A 19,869-nucleotide genomic window follows, 5' to 3' on the forward strand; every position below is an offset into this window, starting at 1 on the left:
GTTGTTGCGTCGTTATCCGTGGGCGTATCTGACGAGGATATAGAGCAAAATCAGGGCAGCGGCGCCGGCGCCGACGATCAATCCCAAGCGCTTTTCGATGAACTCCTTGATCTCCTCGCCGTAGCGGCGCAGCAGCCAGGCAAGCAGCAGGAAACGGGCGCCGCGCGCCACGATCGCAAGGCCGATGAAGAGCAAGAGATTGACGCCGATGACGCCGGACAGAATCGTCACCACCTTGATCGGCGGCAGATGCGCCGCGCCCGAGGTGATCAGCATCAGGATGATGAAGCCGACGCCTGAAGAGGCCCGCATCGCCTCGAACTCGTCATATTTGCCGTAGAATTCGAGCACCGGCTTGGCCACCGCCTCGTAGGCATAGTGGCCGATGAACCAGCCGAAAACGCCGCCCAGAACCGACGCGGCGGTGGCAATCAGCGCATAGCGATAGGCGCGCTCGGGTTTCGACAGCGCCATCGGCAGAAAAAGCACGTCGGCCGGCACAAGGAACACCGAGCTTTCGACGAAAGCGATGAAGGCCAGCCACCATTCGGCGGATTTGCGCGCCGCCAGCGACAGGGTCCAGTCGTAAAGTCCGCGAAGCATCGGCTCTCCTAATCAGTGGCACCCCGAGGCGCTTAGCGGTTTTGGGCAACGACAGGCAGGAAGACAAGGACCCAAAGCGCCGCATCCGGCTTCCGGATGCGAGGCGCTTAACACTTCGTCTGTCTAGAAAGATTTTCCGCGCCGCACAATGTCTGCGTCGCCACGAGGCCGAAGGGTGCGCAATACCGGCAGTTGCGCCGGCAAATCCGCAACAGGCCAGTTGACGAAAGGCCGTCCAACCGTATAGTCCGCGCCCATCCAGGCCGCCCGGCCTGAGCCCCTATGGCGGAATTGGTAGACGCGCTCGACTCAAAAAGGGGTTTGTCTACCATGCGACGGAGTGTCGCGAAACATCGAACCAATATAAAAATCAAGACCTTAACGAATCAGACAGTCGGTCCTGTATCCCTCGCAAAGTCGCCGAGGTGCAGAATAGGAGTGGCGTCTACAATTGCTCGCGGCGCCAGTGGCGCACAAAGGGCATTCGTCGGCGAAGCTGGTGCACCACGAGGGCTTGCGCATCCACAAGCCTGCGGCGCCTCTGCGCCATGATCGTCGCTGGGGGGAAACTCCGGACTGCCGCCTCGAGCATTTGTGGCACAACTGCGACGTTCCCGGCGACGCTCGCCCGATCGCTGAGATCATTCGTATTCACGTTGATGACCCTATGGATGGACCGGCCGCCTCTTTGAGGCGTGCAGGGATAGTGGAAGTCGCTAATACGTATCCGGCCTGTCGATCGGCTCGTGGGCCGTGGCTTGAGGGGGATAGGCACGCACCGTTGGTCTCATTCGCGACGAGTCGAGGGGAAGCGAACTAGCAACGCGGGAAGAAGATGGCGAACGTGTTCGTCTCGTAGGCTACGGGAGCGGATAGAAGTTCACCGGCAGCCCCTTTTCCGCTGCGTATATCTGCCGCCAGGTAGCTAAGGTGTGGTTTTGCTTCCACACGGCTTTGCTGCTCGAGTTCGAGTACACGAGGCGCGCGCCGGTCCCCGTCACGGGGCCAAGCAACCCCACATGCCCGGTCCGCTTCTTTCCGTTCACCCACTGACTCGGCGAGATAATGATCCCGCCCGCCGGCACGCTGCTCTCCGACTTCGAGCCACCGAAGCTCGCCTTTAATGCATTATCGAAGTCCGTGGTCAGATCCGACTTCGTGACCCACCGATCGAGGCGGAACCAGATGAGGTGACGCACGGCCCAGAGGCAGGCGAGGTTCCCCCTGTCAGGACCCGTTTTCGACGAAAGCTTATCCACGGCAACCGGGAGGAGCTTCGCAATGCTCGCCATATCGTCGGCAGCCCTCGTCGAAACTTCCTCTTCCTCGATTTTCTTCCGGCGACCTATCGACGGCTTTTCCTTGGGCTCCTCTTTGGCCCCAATGCGCACGATTGTGTCGCCGGCGACGGCGACCCAGCCTTCCTCGCGTTGCTCGAAGAGCACCTGTCCCCCGTCGTGAAGCCCACGCTGCGTCACGACTAGGTACGTCACGTCGCCGACGCGCACCTCCGTCGCATCGTTCTCGTAGTCATCGGTGTCGTCGAGGAACGGCACGATCTCCGGGTATCGATACAGGAGCGACATGATGCTTCTCCGAGCGAGCGACGCAAGGACGCCCGCGACTTGGGACTTCTACTCTTTGTTGATCCCGGAGATCATAATCTTGGCAGACCCGGGAATTGCCAAGCTTGGGTTGTTTGCTCCCTCTTCCGACGAAGCCCCTCCACCTATCCCCAAGGTAAGTTCGACCTTGAAGATGCCATCCGGGAACAAATAGGGTTTGTTGCTCACGGCCGTGCCGCTCGCCTCACGTAGATCGGTTATGACATTCCGGAATGCTTCCACAAATCCAGTCTCGTCCGCCTGTGCATAACCACCCTCATGCGGCTCGAAGAGGTCGGGTCCGACGTCGAGGCGCTCGCCGTACAGATCCTTCATACGCTTATCGATTTCCTTAACAGTATAAAGGCTCTTAGGGCCTGCCGCCTTTCTGAGCTGGACATGCGGCCAGTCCTTAAAGCTCGACCAATGCCCCCCTGCGTTAAGCCCGATCTGCTTGGTCTCGGCGAGGTCGGCGTAAACGTGATACCCTTTCACCCCGCCATGAACGGCATCAGGATCCCATTCGGGCTTGCCGTTGACTTCCCAGTAGCAATCCACCGCTTCGCCCCATTGGTGCCAACTCATGCCTGGTAGCGCGTTCGTCACATGCTGCCCTTTGGGTGCACTCGTCTGCTCAAGCACATCTGCAAGAAAGGGCGCGCCTTGCGCCCGAAGGGAGGAAACAGCCGCCTTGATCTGCGTAGCACTTCGCGATTGCTTCCAAAGCTTGGCCTGAACCTGAGGCGTTCTAACTCCGCCGGACGCCACCATCTTGACGCCCTGCTTCGCGCATTCCTGGATGAGCAAAAGGGTGCGGGCTTCCATGTCCGGATCGAGACCTTGTAGTGCACCCGCGGCAAGCAGGATTTCCCACTCTTCGTCAGCGGCCGCCGCAGTTGGCTTTACGAGAGCAGCAAGACTGCTAAACGCGCCGAAATCTTTGCCACCTTGAGCTTCGTTATAGTCGACGCCGATCCCGCACAGCTTAGTGGACGGATACTTCTGCAGAAGGCTCCAAAGATTGCTGTCTTTGAAGGCCCCATAACCGCTCCAACCAGTGGACTGTGCAAGCCATGTAAAATCAACAAGGCCCTTTTTGAGCAGCGTTGAGCAAGTTAGCCCACTTCCATATACGCCGATTCTGTAAATAGAGCCGGCAGCAGCCATTGAATCCCTGATACCTTTAAAGTACGGGACAATGCGCTGCTTTATGCTTGACTCGCTGACATCGAAGTCGATGGCAAAATAGATGGCTGAGCCGCTGGGCTGGCCGATCGCCTCACGCCCATACTTAATCGAATAGTCTGCATCCAACTTGCCAGATGCATAAGAAAAGAGCGAAAGGCTCGTTCCGATCTCGTGGACGACCGCAATGCTCAGCTTTTCCGCAATAAGCTTTGTTGCTTCCGATTCCCTGATGATTTTCCACGATCCCTGTGGGGCGCGACAATAATAACGTATGACTGTGTTTATACCCTCCTTCTTTAGGCACTTAGTGATATTTGTCGTTTTACTGCTGGCATCTATGATCGGAAATTTCCCTCCCAATCTCTGGTACTCGAGTACAAATTCGTCATATTCATACTCAGAGATATCAAGATCGAGGCCCTCAAGCTCTGTTATCATAACTCATCCTCCCCCTTAACATTGGCGACGACAAACTGAACTCGTCACATTAGAAAGTCAAGATATGCATCTTGACTGCACTGATATGCATTCTCGGTGGACATTGAAATATTGACCAACCATTTGATTTGCTTAAGAATTTCATATTGCGCTGCGGCGCACTAAGGCAGCTAAGAGGTACTTCAGGCTGCAAATTGCATCCTGTGCTGTATATTCATCAACCCGAGGCCAACTTCTGATCTCATTGCGGTTGTTCTGTTATGCCCTTTGCTTGCGCTTGCGAGTGCAGCTGTCGGCTGGTTCGCTATCCGCGAGATGAACAACCACATGTTCCGCGAAATCCAATTAGAAGCGCTCAACCTGCATCGAAGGCCATCAGCCAAGCGTCAGGGAGGTGTCGTTTGGCGCAGTAGCGCTGCAAGCGACCGCGTGTCCTTTCTCCGCGACCCAAGCCCAGATACCGGACGGCGTTGCGCCAGTAGATATTCTGCAACTGGTCCGGCGTGAAGCCGGCGAGGCGAAGTTGCGCGTCGAGATTTGCGAGATAGTTGTTGTTGTCGAGTTCCTTGGCGATCATGGTCCAGTCGGTGCCGTACATCAGGTGGCGCACGTCTGGATCGTAAGCAATACGGAACGCTTCCAAACGGCGGCGGATCTCAGGGCGCTCTTCTTCTTGGCTATCCGGGAGTGTCAGTTCGCTGAGATAGCTCAAATCAGCGAACAGAAAGTCACGACCATCGTCCTTGATCGTCTCACCGATAATGTCCTCCCACACTGGCCCAGAGTACTTATCTGCCTCGCATCTTAGTCCCTGAGGGGCATTGGCCCCAATGTCGAGTGCTTCGTCGAAGCCGCCGAAATGGGCAAGGTTGATTCGAAGGCGAGCATAGTTCGGCTTGGCAAGCACTTTGCGCCACCACTCGGGGCTTGCACGACGCCCATAGCCGCAAACTGAACCAAGGCTGTTTTCCGCATGCGCCATGATCGGCAGATCTTCGGCCGCGCACCAATCGTATAGTTCCATAAGCGCGTGTTCAATGCTCTCCCCTTTTGGGCCTTCTGGCACTTTCGGAACCCCGAGCTTGTGGTTCTCAATGGGCTGAAATCCCATCGGCGGATAGAGCTTGACGCCAACGAAGCCGCAGTCGTTGATGGCATGCTTGACTACCTTTAAAACGTCGCGGTCTTCTGCCGAGCGGCGCGGATCGAAGCCCACCATGCTGTGCATGTGCATTCCGGTAGATTGCGCTATGGAAACCTGAAGCGCATCCATGACATCCACTTGTTCGGCGATGGACGAGATTGGCGGCTTGCCCAACCAACGATGCATATCGAGAAAGCTCGGCGTGATCATCTGCACGCAGCGCTTGTCTGCGAAGACCCGGATATATTCCCGCGCGATGGCCTCACGGCTGCCCAGCAGCAGACGAGCGAAATCTATATAACGTGCGATTTTCGAACCTTTGCCCTTTAGTTGACGGGCCACCTCAACCGATTTGGCTTTGTCGAGCGGCTCTCCACGTGCCTTGGCCGTCACAACCCCGGCTTCGGCGTAGATCTGGTTGAGCAGATCAGAGTAGTCGGGCTCGGCCTGGTCGCCGGCGATCGATTGAACGACCTTGTTTGGCGTGCGCTGGCTTTGATCAAGAGTCAGCAGTGCATCTGCCACTGCCTCGTTCTGGCGGTTGTCCAAGTGTTCGGGTGTTTCCATCGGCTGATGGCGGCGCAGATTGGCGGCTTCTCGCTTCGCGGTAATCGTATTGGCACTGAGGATTAAAACCAGCAGCACAACCAGCGCGTCGACAATACCGCCCGCCCGGGCAACTTTTAGTTCCGGAAAGACCTCTTCCCGGTGCTCGCCGAGCACGACATATCTGACAAAGCCTTCAACTGACACGTCCGAAGCGTTGAAGAGGTGGCAGTGGACATCGATGATGTTGCCCCGTCCATCCGCAATGCAGATTCCCGGGGGTAGCGGTCGCGTTACGCAGGCGGGCAGTATCGCGGCGGCTGCTGCACCACCCAGCCACTGTAGCAGTATCCGTCGATTTGGGATGCCCACAGCATCCCCAACCAAGTTGCGCATTTGGCTGCCCCCTCGTTTCCCCAGGGTAATGTGCGTCAAAAAGGACCTGCTGTCGATCTATCCGATCGCCCAGCATCACAGCTCTAACAGAGAACAATCTCCAGACGCGGGCCGATGCGCAGCCTGTGGGGGAATGAACGTCTGCGATCCCAAAAATGGCTAGATTGAGCGACCATAAGGGCAAGAATTTCGCTGCGAACCGCGGAACGGGGTGTGGCACCTACGCGTCTGAGGTGCCACAACAGAAGTCGCGGGATCCCTCACAAGGACCGCGAACGGACCGCTGGTTGCACGCGACTTCACACTGCCTGAGGTCCAAATCCAAGGCTGAAACTGCGGTGCCATGTTGTTTAGAGAGCTGGCGACGACGGCTCCCAAGGAATTTCACCCAGGCGAGGGAACAGAAAAGCAGCCCGAATTGCGATCAGCCGCGGCCGAGTGCGTAAGTAAGCTCAACTTCGCGGTCTCGAGAGCGGGATTGTATCCCGCATCCAACGCGGCGGCGCCAATTGGCGCTGTCCTTTCCAACCGACATTGTTGTCACGACAACGCTCTGCCGATCCATGAACCAGCTGACCTGTTGATGAAATCCTCAAGTCGGACCATCGGACTTGGATCAGCAATGCGGGGACCAGATCTGGACACGAGCATAGGTGTTTTTCAGAAGATTACTGATTCCTAGATCGACCAAAGGGACTTGGTCCCTTCAAAAATCGCTACCGCATTTGGAACAGATACAATGAAAAGGAGCCCGGCAAACGCTACTGCCGCAGCGCTCCAGTTGGCGCTCGCTAACAAGTAGGCGAGTAGGGCTGCCTTCAGTTCGATAAAGGCCGGTTCGATAGCAAACCTGAGCAAAGCTCCGATGAGACGAACCATAAGGCGCTCCAAGCATGGATGGTCATGACCCCCGCGTGCGGGCTGCATTGAAAATCGTCCGGCATCGCTCGGCTTTGAGCAAGCAGAAACGCACAGAATTCCTTGCGAAACCGCTCTGGACTTCATGGAACACGTTGTGGCACATACGCGACCGGGGAGCCACGCAGGAGTCGCGGGGGTCCCTGCAAAGACCATGAACGGACTTGGTGGTTGCATGCGGGTGTGGTGGAATTGGTAGACGCGCTGGATTCAAAATCCAGTTCCGAGAGGAGTGCCGGTTCGACCCCGGCCACCCGCACCATCCTTCTGTCGGTCCTTTGGTCATCCCAATCAACGGGCCCTTTTCGGTCGCTTTACCGGTCTTTTCCAGCCGCTTGAGTGCCAATCTTGGCTAGGAAAACCTTGATCTCCAATCGAGAGTCCGAAGTCGATGTCCGGAGAAGAGCCTAAGCCGGAAAATGAACAGCCGGTTCCCGGGGTCACCTTTGTCGTTCCGATCGAAGCGTTTCGATCCGACGTGGTAGTCACCGCAATTGGTGCAACACCCGTTGTCGATAACAATGACATTCACTCGCGCCTAACAGCCACGTCGTCTGCCGCGCGCGAGACGGGAGACACGTCGTCTGCCGACGCCCTGCACATCCTCGCAGGCATGGCCTCATATCATTTCGTGTCAGAGGATCGTGTCGAACCGTTCCGGCCGATGACTATCATGGACGGCCGAAGGTCACTGATCCCAAGCGATCTCCTTGCCGCTCAGGTGAAGGTGCTGGCAGAGTTAGGCGCGGACATAGGTCACCCCGCGCTGCGGGCTCGCGTCAATGACGTTTGTCGGCATCTGAATCGAAAGGACGTTGCGGCCGGACTTCGCGCGGTTGACGCATATGTGATGTGCGTCGAGGCGGTGCTTAAGGGCGAGGCCGTGTTCGATTTCGAGCAAAGCAACCCTGCCAGTGTCTCAGCATCGAAGTTCCTTAGACGGGCGACGGTCGTGGCCAGTTCGATGGGATGGAACCGGTCGGACTTCGATCCGCTGCGGAAGATCATCGATGACGTAAGCCAGCGGGCTTTGGACAACGACGACGCTTGGGGATTTATCCACATCGGTCCTATCAACCTCGACAAGGGCATATGGGAGCGGAAGGCGTTCGCCGATGCCGCTGAGAAGCTGGCGGGGCTTGAAGCCATTGCCAGCGACCACGTTGCTCAGCGGGAGCTATGGGAGTTAGCCGCACGCGCTCACCATCGCGAGAAGGACGAAGCCAACGAGAATAGAAGCCTGATAGCTGCGGCGGAAACCTATGTCGGCAATGCCGACGCGCGGGCAGAATCTGCCATGGTGCAGGCGTCCTTTCTCGACCACGCAATTCAAGCTCTGAGGCCAATACCGGGCACCGCAGAGCGGCGGAAACAATTGCAGGATCGCCTGAATGAGGTGCAGCCGCGTATCCGCGATGAAATGCCCAGCTTCTCCCATGAAGTGAACGTCACCGAACAGGTGGAAGAGGTCGAAGCCTATGTAAGTGGGAAGCCGCTGGCAGATGTCATCCGCATCTTGCTAACCTGCGAGAGATCGCCAGACCCGGAAGCTCTGCGGAAAGAGGTTCTGGAGTCCTCCTACAATAGCATCTCGGCAATTATGCCGATGACCGTAAGTGACAGTCAGGGTCGGACTCGATTCAAGGCTCCGGGCCTATCTCATGCTGGCCCGCCTGACGAAGATCAGGTTCGTTTTCTTGTGAACCAGCAGGAGCAGTTCCGTCGTCAAAACGCGGTGTCGGTCAAGATCAATACGATCCGCCGAGTCATCATGTATGAGCATCACTTATCGGTAGACATCCTTCTGCCGATCATGATGGCTAGCCCCTTGGTGCCACCAGACCACGAGTTCATTTTCGCGAAGGGAGCCATCCGGTTTTTCGCAGGCGACGACATGGAGGCCGCGCACCTCATGCTACCGCAATTGGAAAACTCACTGCGCTACGTGCTGAGCCTGTCAGGCGTTGAGACAAACAAGATCAATGCGGACGGTACGCAGGAAGAGGCCATGCTGAGTCGCCTTCTGGAGACTCACCGCGAGGCGCTTCTAACGATCTTCCCGCCATCGGTGTTGCAGGAGTTGGACCTTCTTTTCAATTTCCGTGGCGGGCCGTCCGTGCGCAACGAGCTTGCGCACGGAAAGATGTCCGATAGTGATTTCTGGGGCTCCGACGTAGCCTATTCCGTTTGGTTGGTGATCAGAATGGCAGCTATCCCGGCGTTTCGGGTGTGGTCGGACGTGGCAGCGGAGATGACGCGTCGAGGCGGTTGGTAGAAAATGCGCTGCAATGTCTGGTGCCAAACTGCCGAGTCTTCAAACTACGAATCTGGGGGTCAGGAGTTCGAATCTCGCCAGGACATTCAGTGAAATCAACGGGTTAGGAAGCCCGATGCATGGGTCATCTCCAGTGAGCGGGAATTGCAACCATATTGCTACCATTTCTGTGCTGGGCATAGCGTCTACCGGCCAAACGGCGATAGAGAGGGCGAATCCGGCTGAAGGACCTGCATTTTAGCTGTAAAGTGTGCCCCGACACTTGGTGCATTTAATGAGAATTGTTTGGACTCACCCGCGCGGGCCGTTGTCTTGCCATTGGATGGGTTTTATCTCCGAGCGAAAGACGACGCCTGCTTTTTCCATCGCGGTGAGGTATCGGTAAACGCTCTTGCCTGCATCGCTGCGCATCTCAACATACGTCTTAATCCCGTGCGCCACGAGGCCAACCACGACCCCCGATCCTATTTGAACGACGCCCCCGAGAGGTGCGGAGAGTAGTCCGGCCACGCCTCCGGCAGAGGAGGCGCCAGCCACTGCGAAAGCACCCTCGATGAGGGCAGTCATGGCATCTCTGCCGGGATCGAGCAGATTGAGGCCGAGCAAACGTCGGCAATAGTTAGACATGTTCGCCCTGTCGTTGCGCCAATGCGCCAAGATCGACTCCGCGTGATCTCGGAAGGCTTCATCCCGCATCGTGCCTTCGTACATGGCGCCTATGTCTTGGGCTCGAGTCGCAAGCACGCCGATCAGAGTGCGGATAGCTTCTCTATCATCTCCCAATTGGGTGAGTTCCTTGGGACCAAGCTCAGATGTATCGCAGGCCAAACCGACTACAACTTCGAACAATTCATGAGCGGTCGCCTTCCGTGCCAACGGCCCCGGCCTACCGCGAATCACACCGTCGTATACATCGTCAACCCTCAAGCTCTGCAGCTGTTCGTGAAGAGTGCCTGAGCGCTTGTCCCCCACAATATGCGCGCCCTCGGTCAAGGCGCATGCAACGGCGAGAGTCGACATGATCGCCTCCCCGAGCATGGGATGCATCGCGATGTATTCGGAGTTGATGTCGAATGCTTCCCGCTGGTCGGGTCTCCAGGCTAGGCGCCGGTCAGCCAGAACTTTGCGCAGAGGGTACTCAAGCTTACGCTGATGCATCTGGAAGCCCCACGGTTCCTCTGCAGGACGTTCGTGCAACGTACGATCCTCGCTAAATCTCTGACGAAAACTCTTGCGTCGAGCATCAGCATCGATCCGCAATGCCAGTCGCTCCTGGGCCTCTCGCACAGAGTTTTCGAAAAGGGGAGCGGCCGCCAGCAGTGGAGATCCGTCTCGTGAGTTTGCTCGTCCATAACGCTGGATGGCGATCGAATCCCCTTGCACATTTGGTTCAGGGATGATCCGCTGCACTTGATCGAAAAGCAGCAGCGTCGCCTTAAGCCAGCCTTCGTCCTCGATCCGCATGTAGGGATAGTAAAGCGCTTTCTCCACAATGAAGCCCCCATCGTCGATCGAGTATATCAGCTCTCGCGAGCTGAGCACCAGAGAAAACGGAGACTTTTGGCGCTCACCGATCGGACGAGTTAGTGCCCTCCGTATCAGCTTCTATATGCTGTTGATTGCACCGAGCCTTTTCCACGTTTCATGTCCGTAATTTTTGCCAATCGCCCAACGCTGAGGTAGAAGAACTGCCAGCGGTGACGGCCAATCCACGAAAGTTATGCATTTTGACTAATGTGTTATCATTCACAGGGTGGAAAGTTGCTTCAGTATCCTATCGATACCTAGGCGACCGGCGCCCCAGACATTCTCGTCTAGAGTCTCGCTTTGGTCCTTGGTACGAAGGATCGCAACGATCTTTGCTGGTGTGAGCGTCGGGTTCTTCTCCAACATGAGTGCGATGGCGCCGGCAACATGCGGCGCAGCAAAGCTGGTCCCTGCCCCAAGATCGTAGCGATCCGTGGTGCCCGGCGGGGGCTCCTTTGCCTTCGGATCGGGCGGAACCGCAGCCAGAACAAACTCACCCGGCGCTGCAATGGTGAGTGCCGGGGTGGTTCCGTCAGCGGCCGGACCTTGCGCTGAACTGCCAGCGATCTTGTGATCAGTGGCTGCGTTGCCCTTGCCGTCCTTGGTAATGAAAGAGGCGACGGTTACCATATTGGGTACGGCGACCGGGACGGTGATTGTCGAAGCCTCGGATACCAGACCCGCCGGCCCAAAACTGACGCCGCCGCGACGTAACGCGCCCCAGGTTATCCAGGCGTGCCACTTGACGTCGGCGGTCTTGGGAGCATTTAGCCGGATTGTCCATGTCCCGCTTATTGGCTTTAACCACAGGACCACCGCGCTGAGCCCGAGCTGGTCCGGCCGTTTTCGGTTGCTCGCCATAATCAGAGAAGCAGGCGCCGTGCAAAGTCCGTCATAGGGGATGTCGTAGGCTGGACCTTTCGGCGGCGTGATGGTCGCGCCCAGCTTGGGATCGCCCCCGCCATATCCGTACCAGATCTGAACGCGAATCCGCGAGGCAAGTTTGGCCACGGCTGGGGTCATGGCAAGCTGCAGGCTGACAGACGTGTTTTTCTTGATCGAGCCAGCGGCATGTCCGCCAAGACCGCCGCCGTTGCCGGCGCTCTTGACCAACGCAATGCCACTGGCGTCGATGAAGGATTTGAACCAGCGTTCGACTTGCCCATCGGGTAGATGCGGACCGTGATGCTCGCCAGCACTGAGGTTTATCACCGCAGGTTTGCCCTGCATCAGCTTGCGCAGAAACCGCATCGCCATCGCCCAGTCATGCGGCGAGCGCATGACCACGCCGATCAGGTCGGCCTCGGGAGCAATGCCTATCGTGTTGCTGTATGCTCCGGTGCTCAGACGACCGTTTCCTGCCGCTATGCTCGCCACGCGAGTGCCATGTCCGCTGCCGCGTAGCATCCTGAGATTTCCTGAGAGTTTTTCCCGACGCTTTGCTTGCTGCTTGCTCTCTCCACTTATTGGTTTGCTTAGCGCAAAGTCGATATCGGCCTTGGAATAGACCAGTCCTTTCTGGAAGCCGTCCGGCGCGCCCAGACCGTCAATCGGCGCAATCTTGCCGCTCGGATTCATGTCCCACAGCGTCAGGAAGCGCGTCGAGCCGTCGGGATTGCGAAGTGATTGATGGAAAACATCTATGTTGGAGTCGATCAGCCCGATAATTACGCCCTTGCCGGTTAGGCCCTTGAAGCTTTGCTTTCCATCCGTGCCGGTAGTGATTTCGTTTGGCGTGTTGACCACTTTGCGGCTCACATCCAACTCCGGGATGAAATCGGGCAGAAGCTGGAGGTAACCAATGTCGGGATCATCAAGCAGCCGGCCGACTGTCCCCAGCGGCATCTCAACAAGAGCCGTTCCATCTTCGATCGGTGCCAGCAGGCTCATGCCTTTTTCGGTCAGGCCCTGGTCAGTGCCGCTCCAATCGAGCATCAATTGCACGAGGCGCTGCTGCGGCTCGTAACGAAGCAGCAGTTCGAGATCCGGGTCGAGCGTTGCCAAACCTGCCCCCATTGCTGGTCGATGCCGTCCATCGTCATCGTTTCAAAAGTAATGCCACAAAGCAACATTTTATTCTCACGCACTTTACTTATTGCATATGGCGCAAATTTGTACTTTGCTGGTGATGAACAGGGGAGCGGTGTTTTCCCCGGCGGTGGGGACTGCCATGAGCAAGAGGGCGTCGGGCAAGACTGCTGACGATCATATTGCATTCATCGCCATCCAGGCTACGCTGGACAACGATCGACCTGGGAGCTTTAACGTCGTTGCCGTAGGCACCCGCGCCGGAAAACCGGAAGAGTGGCGCTATGCCCGTCTTCCGCTGAAGACATTCCTCGATCTTGGCTCGCGATCACGCACTATCTTCGGGAGCATGGTTCAGGACGGCCTGGTCGATCCTGGAACCATTGCGCCCGACGACGCGCCGGGGCCGACGTTGGAGCCGAAGCCCCAAGCCTATTCCAATGTGGTGCTGGTTGCCTTCTACACCTACGATCAGGATCGGGTGGATGGTGGGCCACAACCGATCGCGCGGCTCGACACCGCGGGCTTCATCGAAAATGGAGATGGCAGTCTCGATCCTGGACTTCCCACCGCCGGTAAATGGCAAGTATCGACGCTCTATATCGTGCCGCATGCCACTCAACGCGGCGTTCTCAACGCTTTCGAGCTGCGTGCACATGTGCCAATGGCGCTCAACGGCCACGATGTCAGTTCCACGGACAAGAATGGTGATCGGTTCGACAGCCGGATTTTGCTCCAGCTGTCTGCTACGCAGAAGGCAAAACCGCGTTCACTCTGGGACAAGGCCTCGTCTTCGGGCGCGGTGCCGGCTCCGACGGCGGAGCGGGACGCGCTGTTTGATGACCTTGCGTTGACGATCACCACGCGTTCCTTTGCCTCTGGAGACACCCGCCCTTCCCTCGACGCAAAGGACAAGCGGCTGTCGGAACTGGGCTACACAACCCAACAGGGCTCGATGAGCGTTATCCCGCTGTGGGCGGACAAAGGGCTCAAGCAGCCTGGCACAGCAGTAACAGTTCGTCGATGGTGGGGATTCAGGGTCGCGGAGTATCGGGTCGGGACAAGTATTGCGAGACGGATTATTCTTCGCCTCGAATGTCAGTACGAGCCGTTCATTGACATCGGATCGGATAGTTTCCGCGGCGCCACCAAAGCGCTACTGACCAATCTGGTCCCTGATGCCAACACCATAGCGGCCTCGTTGAAAATCCCCATCTTTTCCCAGGAACAGCGACTGCAAGACATTTCCGCGGATCTGACCCCAGGTCAGCCGGTACGGTGGATCATCGCCGCGCGCCTGGAGGCAAAGGCCAGTTCCATAGCACTGGCCCAAGCCCTGATCGCGGGCTTGGACACCACTGGCATCGCGGTTGAGAGCGCGCTGCGGCGAATTGCCGACGGCTCCCAGATCAGTGCGCTGCCACAGCTGTCCGGTTTTTCGGTGCCCGGTGTGGGCCTGCCCTGGCATATCGTTGGGCAGTTGGTGGAAACCCGCGCCTGGCGACGGCTGATCCGACTGGCCACCGGGAAGGACCCGGCCGATCCGCGCCGGGCGGTGATCTGGAACGTCGTTGAGCCGAGGATGCAGGACGACTACTGGAACCCGCCGAAGGTAGCCGGCGACAATTTGCGCCTAACGGCAGCGGCGACGTTTCGCGGTATCGTGTCAAGCGATGGCGCGGTTTTGGGGAAATCGATCAGGCTGGCAATCCTGGCGCCTGGCCGTGCGGCGTTCGACAGCGCCGAAGACGTGCCCTGTACCCGCTGGCCATCATACCAGCCGGCCGTCACCGCCCGCGATGATTTTGCCGCCGTTGACGAGGGCGTACGTTTCGGCCTGCGCGTCGAAGCGATGCCTGACAACTTGGACGTGGTGATTGGGGCGTTCCGGCTGGTTCTGGGGACTGGCGGGCCGGCCAGCGCGCAGCAGACGCGTGACCAGATGTGCCTGATCCGTCAGTATAACGGTTCCGGCACGCGACTCGCGCACGGCGTCGAGCTTGCGCTGACCCTGCCGGTCTACGGCTTGCTGCCTGGAGGGCAAGACGCGCCGAGCGGGGTGGCCAGGGCGGCAACCCGGGATGCGACACGCCAGCTGCTGGCCGATGAAGTGAGGCCCGACGCAAGCGATCCACTGCTGTTTCCTGCCACTGATCCGGCGGTGAGCCGCTACGAACTGGTGGTGCGCGAGACGGCCGGGCGCGGGCGCGACCACGAGGTCCGGCTCAAGTTGCGCAGTGTCAACGATGACCGGACATCCGCAGCGACCGGGATGATCCTAGTGATCGACCCGGAGCCGTTCCGGGTTGCTGGCGTTCGCTACATCGAACCCCGCGGCGCCTCGAGCGACGAGGCAAACGAAGTCGCGGTCTGGAATGCCGGAGGCGAGGGTGGGCTGTCCTGGCGGGTCAGGGATGAGAACGAACGCGTCGAGTTGCTGCTGCCGCCGCAGGTCATTGGCGAGGCGATGGAGAAGAACAGGGCCGACGACGCTACGAGGCCGCCCGATATTTCCCCCGGCAAACCGGCAGCTGTACGGTTCGGAGCCCCGACTGTCGTCGAGATCGATCCCACCTATGCCGATACCGGTTATCATGAACCGGGCTGGAACCTGCGGCGCATTCTTGGCTTTCCCGGTCAACGGTCGCCGGGCGCGCGCCTGCGCCAGCTGCGCGCCGAGCTCGTCTATGGCCTTACCACGCGGCTGGTGCCGCAGACCGACATCTGGATAACCGAGATCGGGGCGACGATCGGGGTACCGCCGCAGAAATACGCTGACGCCGCAGCACCGCAGAGCCCGAAGGGACAGCACATTGCCCTGGCCAACGCGGTGATCGGCGCCGAAAAGCGCCGACTGTCCGTTGAAAAGCTATGGGCTGGCGCGCCCGATCAACCACTGCGAATAGAACGCGGCCTTTCGTTCGGGCTGCGGCATCGACGCCGCAACGCCGATGGCTCGCTGACCGATGGCGGACCGGCGACACCCTTCCGCTGGCCGGTACCCGGCGATATTCCCGCGGACCTGCCACTGTCGCCATCTCAGCGCGCTCTCATCGACGGCACTTTCACGGTGTCGCGCGATGATCGTGACTCGTTTTCGGGCGGCGTACCATGGGCGTTTGAAAGCGCCAACATCCTCAGCGAGGTCTATCGGGAGCCACTCAGCGAGTCAGGGCGCATCGAGGACGTCCACCTGTCGGCACTTGGCGCATGGGCCGGGCAACGGGCGCTGTTTGCAGAAGACAAGTCGGTGATCGATACCGAAGTCACGATGGGGCGGGTGCAGCGCTACAAGCTTGAGCGCATCGGCCGCATCGGGGCGCTGTGGCATCGGGCCAAGCACGTCATCATCTACGAGCGCACCGTTGTGCCGCCGCGCCAGTTCTATAATCGCCCTCCGATTGGAGCGCAGCAGGACGAACATCTGGGCCGGCCAGTGCTGCGCAAGGTGGAAGAATATGTCGAGCTTCTGCAGCCGATCAGGCGCTACCCCGAGAATGGCACCTCAATATCGGCGGCGGGATTTCTCACCGGCGTCGAGTTCAAGTCGAAGCGCATTCCCGTCGACAGCCGCTGGGGCGGCGATGTGCGGCGCGAAGGATGGGCGGTGCCGTTGTGGAACACGGCATTCGCGGAGCCGCCGACCAACAAGCACTCAGGCGCGCGGGACAATCCGGACGACCCGTCACTGGTCTACCCCAAGCCGCAGATCCGCTGCCTGTTCGCGGCGGCTGACGGCGGCGAGGCCGCGATCGAGATCGATGAGCCACAGAAGCTGGTTTTCTACACCTCGACGCTGGCGGGAGAACGCGGCGACAACACTGACGTGTGGCGTGCGGTGCGCGATGTCGATTTCGTCGATCTACCGGTCCCGGTGGCAGGTCAGCTGAAACCGAACAGCGAGCAGCTGACCGACGCCATGCTGGCGCCCGAGCCAGCACATGTACCCGGCTATGAGCGGCTTACGCTGAAGCTCAAGCTGACCGAGGAAACGGTGGCTCTGATGCATGGGCGCGCTGGCGATGGCCCAAGCGCAATGATGCACAACGTCACCATAGCACGATCGAGCCCTGCGACCGGCACCAACGCGGCCACATCGCGGGCGGCGCTGGTGGACTTGAGCATGTTTGCGGCCAACACACGCGCCGAGATTGACGGCGCCATCGGCCGCGCCTTGGGCGTGCTTGAACGTCTGGACCCCAAGCTCAACCGATCCAGCACTGGCACGGCCAAAGATACCATCAAGGCTGCCATTCGTGCTGCGCTCCAAAAGCCGCTCGGGATCGCCGTTGGAAATGTGCCCGATGTCGCCGCGACACTCGGTGGCGCAATCCCGAAGGACAACGGCACGCTGCGCAGCCGTCTGACCAGCGATGCCACCGCCGAAGTGTCCCGGCTGGCCAACGCGGCAAGGGCCTTGCTGGACGAAGCGCTCGACGGTGTTCAGCGCCCACTGCGTGCGGCTGGTGGGTTCGCGTCCGGGGCACAGGCCCTGCTCAAAGCGCTGCAGATACCGGGTTCGACCGATTACTATGAACTGCCGGAAGATCAGCGCATCGAGCTGGTCGATACGCTGCGCGATGTGCGCGAGCGGCTTTGGGATGTCGCCGACGACGTCAAGGCCGATCTCAAGGGGCTGGCCGAGCGTGCGACGTTCGACATCGCGAAGGTCGTCGTGGCGGCCGGTGGCGAGATTCGTGCCCAGGGTGCTGAGATCGACAAGTATCTCATCCTGGTGAGCACTGCGCTGGACGAGCTTCTAACAGCGCTGAATGCCGCCGCGGGCACGATCGACGATGCTGTGATGACTGCAGCGGTCAAGACAAAGGCTGCTCTCGATCCATTCGCCAAGGCGGTTGCTTCGGTGCGCGGGAAGATCGACACCGGAAGCAACTCCACGTCTCTGCGAGCCTTGACCACAATTTGCAGCGCCATCGAATCCGGGGCCGATCTTGCCACCACGACGTTGATGCGCCTGAATGTCGGCGACCAGATCGGGCCGGTCGATGGCGTCGTAAGAAGCGGGCTGAAACGGATCATAGATTTCGCAGCCACCCTACGCTCGACACTTGAAACGTTGGTCGACGGGGTGGCAGACGCTAGCGGACCGCTGGCCGCGCTGCAGGCACAGGCGGACCAGGTCGTGCAGCAGACGATCTTGACGCTAGACCAGGCGGTGGATGAGCTCGCCGAGCAGCTCACCGACGAAACGTTGATGGAGTTCATCGTCAGGGCTGTCGTTGCCCTGTCGCAGCAGGTCGAGGGAGACGATTTCACCGGTTGGGCGAACGACGTCATCGACGCCCTCAAGGATCTGTCGGCAGGCATCATCCATGCCACAAAGACGCTTGAGGATGCCGTACTTGCGGCAGACAAGGTTGCGCGTACCAGAATCGACCAGTTCGAAGCCGCGGCCAGAGCAACGATCACCGCGGCGGTCGACCAGTTGTTCGCCGCCGCCAATGCCATCGAGGACTTGCTGCGTTCAGTGCTGAGGACCGATCTTTCCGGTGCCGTCCTTGCGGCATTCGGCCTTGACCAGCCTGAGGCAATCGCCAGGCAGATTCAGGATGCGGCTGAAGCCGCCGTCGACAGTGTAACGCAGGGCGGTGAGCGTTATCTGGAAGAGGTAAAGGCTGAAATCTACGCGAGTGCGGCGCGGGCAACGCGCCAGATCGAGGAGCGTGGCCGTCAACTGCTCGGCAGCATTCAGAGTTCGGTGGCCGAGGCGCTCGGCAGCGATCCTTTGGCTCTAGCCGATCAGGCTGTCCGCTTGGCGCAAGAGGGCTCAGACGTTCTGCGGCTGATCCGGGCTGTCGGTGATCCACCCAAGAACGATCGGCTGGGGCTCAACAGACCCCAGGTCGCCTATGTGCTTAAGGAAGTCGACAAGATCATCGACATCACGCCCGCGGTGTCGCTGGTCAACCGGGTGTCCGACACGCTGGCAGCCGTCGACCAGGCGGGCAAGGCGATTGGCGACCTGATCCCTGGTATGGGCTTTCGCCTGCCGACCGGCAGGCTTGCCGAGAACATGGTGCCCGACGCCCTCAAGGACCTGTCCGTCGCCAAGTTGATCCCCAATATTGGTGGGCTCGACCTGCGCGGGCTGCTGACCCGGGCCGGTTTTCCGGACCTCGACGATCTTGAGGCCGTCAAGATAACGCAGGGCTTCGACAAGGCCGAGCGGCGTCTTTGGATGAAGGCGATCATCGACGTGCCTTTTGCCGAGCCCGTCGACATCATCACGTTCGGACCAGTGACCCTTGCCGTGGACGAGGCGCTGTTCTTTGCCGAATCCAGCATGACCGCCGGGCTCGAAGGGTCGACGCAGCGGATCACCGGCAACATCACTGGCGACTGGCGTGTGGTCTGCGGCGGGCAGGACATCATCACCTTCAAGCGTACCGGGCTGTATTTCGACGAGAGCGGCAAGCTCGATTTCAAGATCGCACCGGAGCGGGTTGAACTGGCCGATGCGCTCGACTTCCTCACCAACTTCCTTGCCGTGTCGGGCAAGGGAGAGGGCCTTGTCGTCGAGCCCTTGATGCGCGGCAGTGTTCCGGCGGGCGTCGCAGCAACGCTTGATCTGGCGTTGCCCGATCTGACGCTAGGTGCCTTTGCCATCACCAGCCTTTCGCTGCATGTGATGTTTGGCGTTGCCGCGATTCCAGAGTTCGAAATTATGTGCGAGGTCTCGGTGGCGCAGCGCATCGCGCCGTTTACACTCAGCGTCTGGATCCTCAATGGCGGCGGCTACCTGACGCAGCGCATGTCATTCCGGCCGACATCGCGACCCAAGGCGGTTTTGAGCTACACGCTCGATGTGGGCATTGTCGCCGGTGTTGGACTGGGATTCAGCTTCGGCGTCGTTTCGGGCGGGGTCTGGCTGCAGATAGGCTGCTCGATCGCCATCACCTGGACCACCGAGCAGGGCGGCAACTCGACCGTGGTCACTGTTTTCATCCTGGCGCGCGGCAATGTCGACATAGCGGGCCTGGTGACCGCCAACATCATGCTGCTGCTTGAGGTTTCGTATGACGGTGCCCGGATGATCGGGCGCGGTACGCTGCGCCTGAGCTTCAAGATCAGCATGTTCTACACGCTCAGGATCAACCAAGGCGTCGAATATACCTTCATCGGCAAGAAAAGCGAGAAGGCCGGCAGCGACGACTATGCCGGGGCGTATGCCTAGGGGGGGC

The 19,869-nt window shown here is 59.3% G+C and carries 9 protein-coding genes and 1 tRNA gene; 3 read left to right on the forward strand and 7 right to left on the reverse strand.

Features of this window, described 5'->3' with window-relative positions; all coding sequences use genetic code 11:
- Positions 1 to 12: 12 nt before the first annotated feature.
- The 5 genes from AC0L2L_RS14175 to AC0L2L_RS14195 all read right to left on the reverse strand — a co-directional run bounded on the left by AC0L2L_RS14175 (position 13) and on the right by AC0L2L_RS14195 (position 6,798).
- Positions 13 to 603, reverse strand: a complete 591-nt coding sequence (locus AC0L2L_RS14175) for a YqaA family protein (protein WP_473579191.1) — start codon at positions 601 to 603, stop codon at positions 13 to 15.
- An 860-nt stretch (positions 604 to 1,463) separates the two neighbouring features.
- Positions 1,464 to 2,189, reverse strand: coding sequence for a hypothetical protein (locus AC0L2L_RS14180; protein WP_473579192.1), 726 nt, complete (start codon positions 2,187 to 2,189; stop codon positions 1,464 to 1,466).
- Between the two features lie 48 nt (positions 2,190 to 2,237).
- Positions 2,238 to 3,833: a glycoside hydrolase domain-containing protein gene (locus AC0L2L_RS14185; protein WP_473579193.1), complete on the reverse strand. Its 1,596-nt coding sequence runs from the start codon at positions 3,831 to 3,833 to the stop codon at positions 2,238 to 2,240.
- A 355-nt stretch (positions 3,834 to 4,188) separates the two neighbouring features.
- Positions 4,189 to 5,919 carry an amidohydrolase family protein gene (locus AC0L2L_RS14190; RefSeq protein ID WP_473579194.1) on the reverse strand — a complete coding sequence of 577 codons (1,731 nt, stop codon included), beginning with the start codon at positions 5,917 to 5,919 and terminating at the stop codon, positions 4,189 to 4,191.
- Between the two features lie 678 nt (positions 5,920 to 6,597).
- Complete coding sequence (locus AC0L2L_RS14195; RefSeq protein ID WP_473579195.1) at positions 6,598 to 6,798, reverse strand: hypothetical protein; 201 nt, start codon at positions 6,796 to 6,798, stop codon at positions 6,598 to 6,600.
- A gap of 216 nt (positions 6,799 to 7,014) precedes the next feature.
- Here AC0L2L_RS14195 and AC0L2L_RS14200 point away from each other — a divergent pair.
- Both AC0L2L_RS14200 and AC0L2L_RS14205 read left to right on the forward strand, forming a co-directional pair.
- Positions 7,015 to 7,099 (forward strand) — tRNA-Leu (locus AC0L2L_RS14200).
- Positions 7,100 to 7,228: 129 nt separating this feature from the next.
- Complete coding sequence (locus tag AC0L2L_RS14205; protein WP_473579196.1) at positions 7,229 to 9,112, forward strand: DUF4209 domain-containing protein; 1,884 nt, start codon at positions 7,229 to 7,231, stop codon at positions 9,110 to 9,112.
- Between the two features lie 291 nt (positions 9,113 to 9,403).
- On the opposite strand, the gene AC0L2L_RS14210 is transcribed toward AC0L2L_RS14205, so the two are convergent.
- Both AC0L2L_RS14210 and AC0L2L_RS14215 read right to left on the reverse strand, forming a co-directional pair.
- Entirely contained in the window at positions 9,404 to 10,603 is a 1,200-nt protein-coding gene (locus AC0L2L_RS14210) for a hypothetical protein (protein WP_473579197.1), read from the reverse strand.
- A 255-nt stretch (positions 10,604 to 10,858) separates the two neighbouring features.
- A complete protein-coding gene (locus AC0L2L_RS14215; protein WP_473579198.1) occupies positions 10,859 to 12,643 on the reverse strand; it encodes a S8 family serine peptidase in 1,785 nt (594 codons plus the stop codon).
- Between the two features lie 166 nt (positions 12,644 to 12,809).
- On the opposite strand from AC0L2L_RS14215, the gene AC0L2L_RS14220 reads away from it, so the two are divergent.
- Entirely contained in the window at positions 12,810 to 19,862 is a 7,053-nt protein-coding gene (locus tag AC0L2L_RS14220; RefSeq protein WP_473579199.1) for a hypothetical protein, read from the forward strand.
- Positions 19,863 to 19,869 lie beyond the last annotated feature (7 nt).

This window comes from Mesorhizobium sp. WSM4832 (genome assembly GCF_055811115.1).

Bases quoted from the DNA above. Each gene is read 5' to 3' on its own strand.
- AC0L2L_RS14175 (WP_473579191.1), bottom strand. From the start codon at position 603: ATGCTTCGCGGACTTTACGACTGGACCCTGTCGCTGGCGGCGCGCAAA.
- AC0L2L_RS14180 (WP_473579192.1), bottom strand. From the start codon at position 2,189: ATGTCGCTCCTGTATCGATACCCGGAGATCGTGCCGTTCCTCGACGAC.
- AC0L2L_RS14185 (WP_473579193.1), bottom strand. From the start codon at position 3,833: ATGATAACAGAGCTTGAGGGCCTCGATCTTGATATCTCTGAGTATGAA.
- AC0L2L_RS14190 (WP_473579194.1), bottom strand. From the start codon at position 5,919: ATGCGCAACTTGGTTGGGGATGCTGTGGGCATCCCAAATCGACGGATA.
- AC0L2L_RS14195 (WP_473579195.1), bottom strand. From the start codon at position 6,798: ATGGTTCGTCTCATCGGAGCTTTGCTCAGGTTTGCTATCGAACCGGCC.
- AC0L2L_RS14205 (WP_473579196.1), top strand. From the start codon at position 7,229: ATGTCCGGAGAAGAGCCTAAGCCGGAAAATGAACAGCCGGTTCCCGGG.
- AC0L2L_RS14220 (WP_473579199.1), top strand. From the start codon at position 12,810: ATGAGCAAGAGGGCGTCGGGCAAGACTGCTGACGATCATATTGCATTC.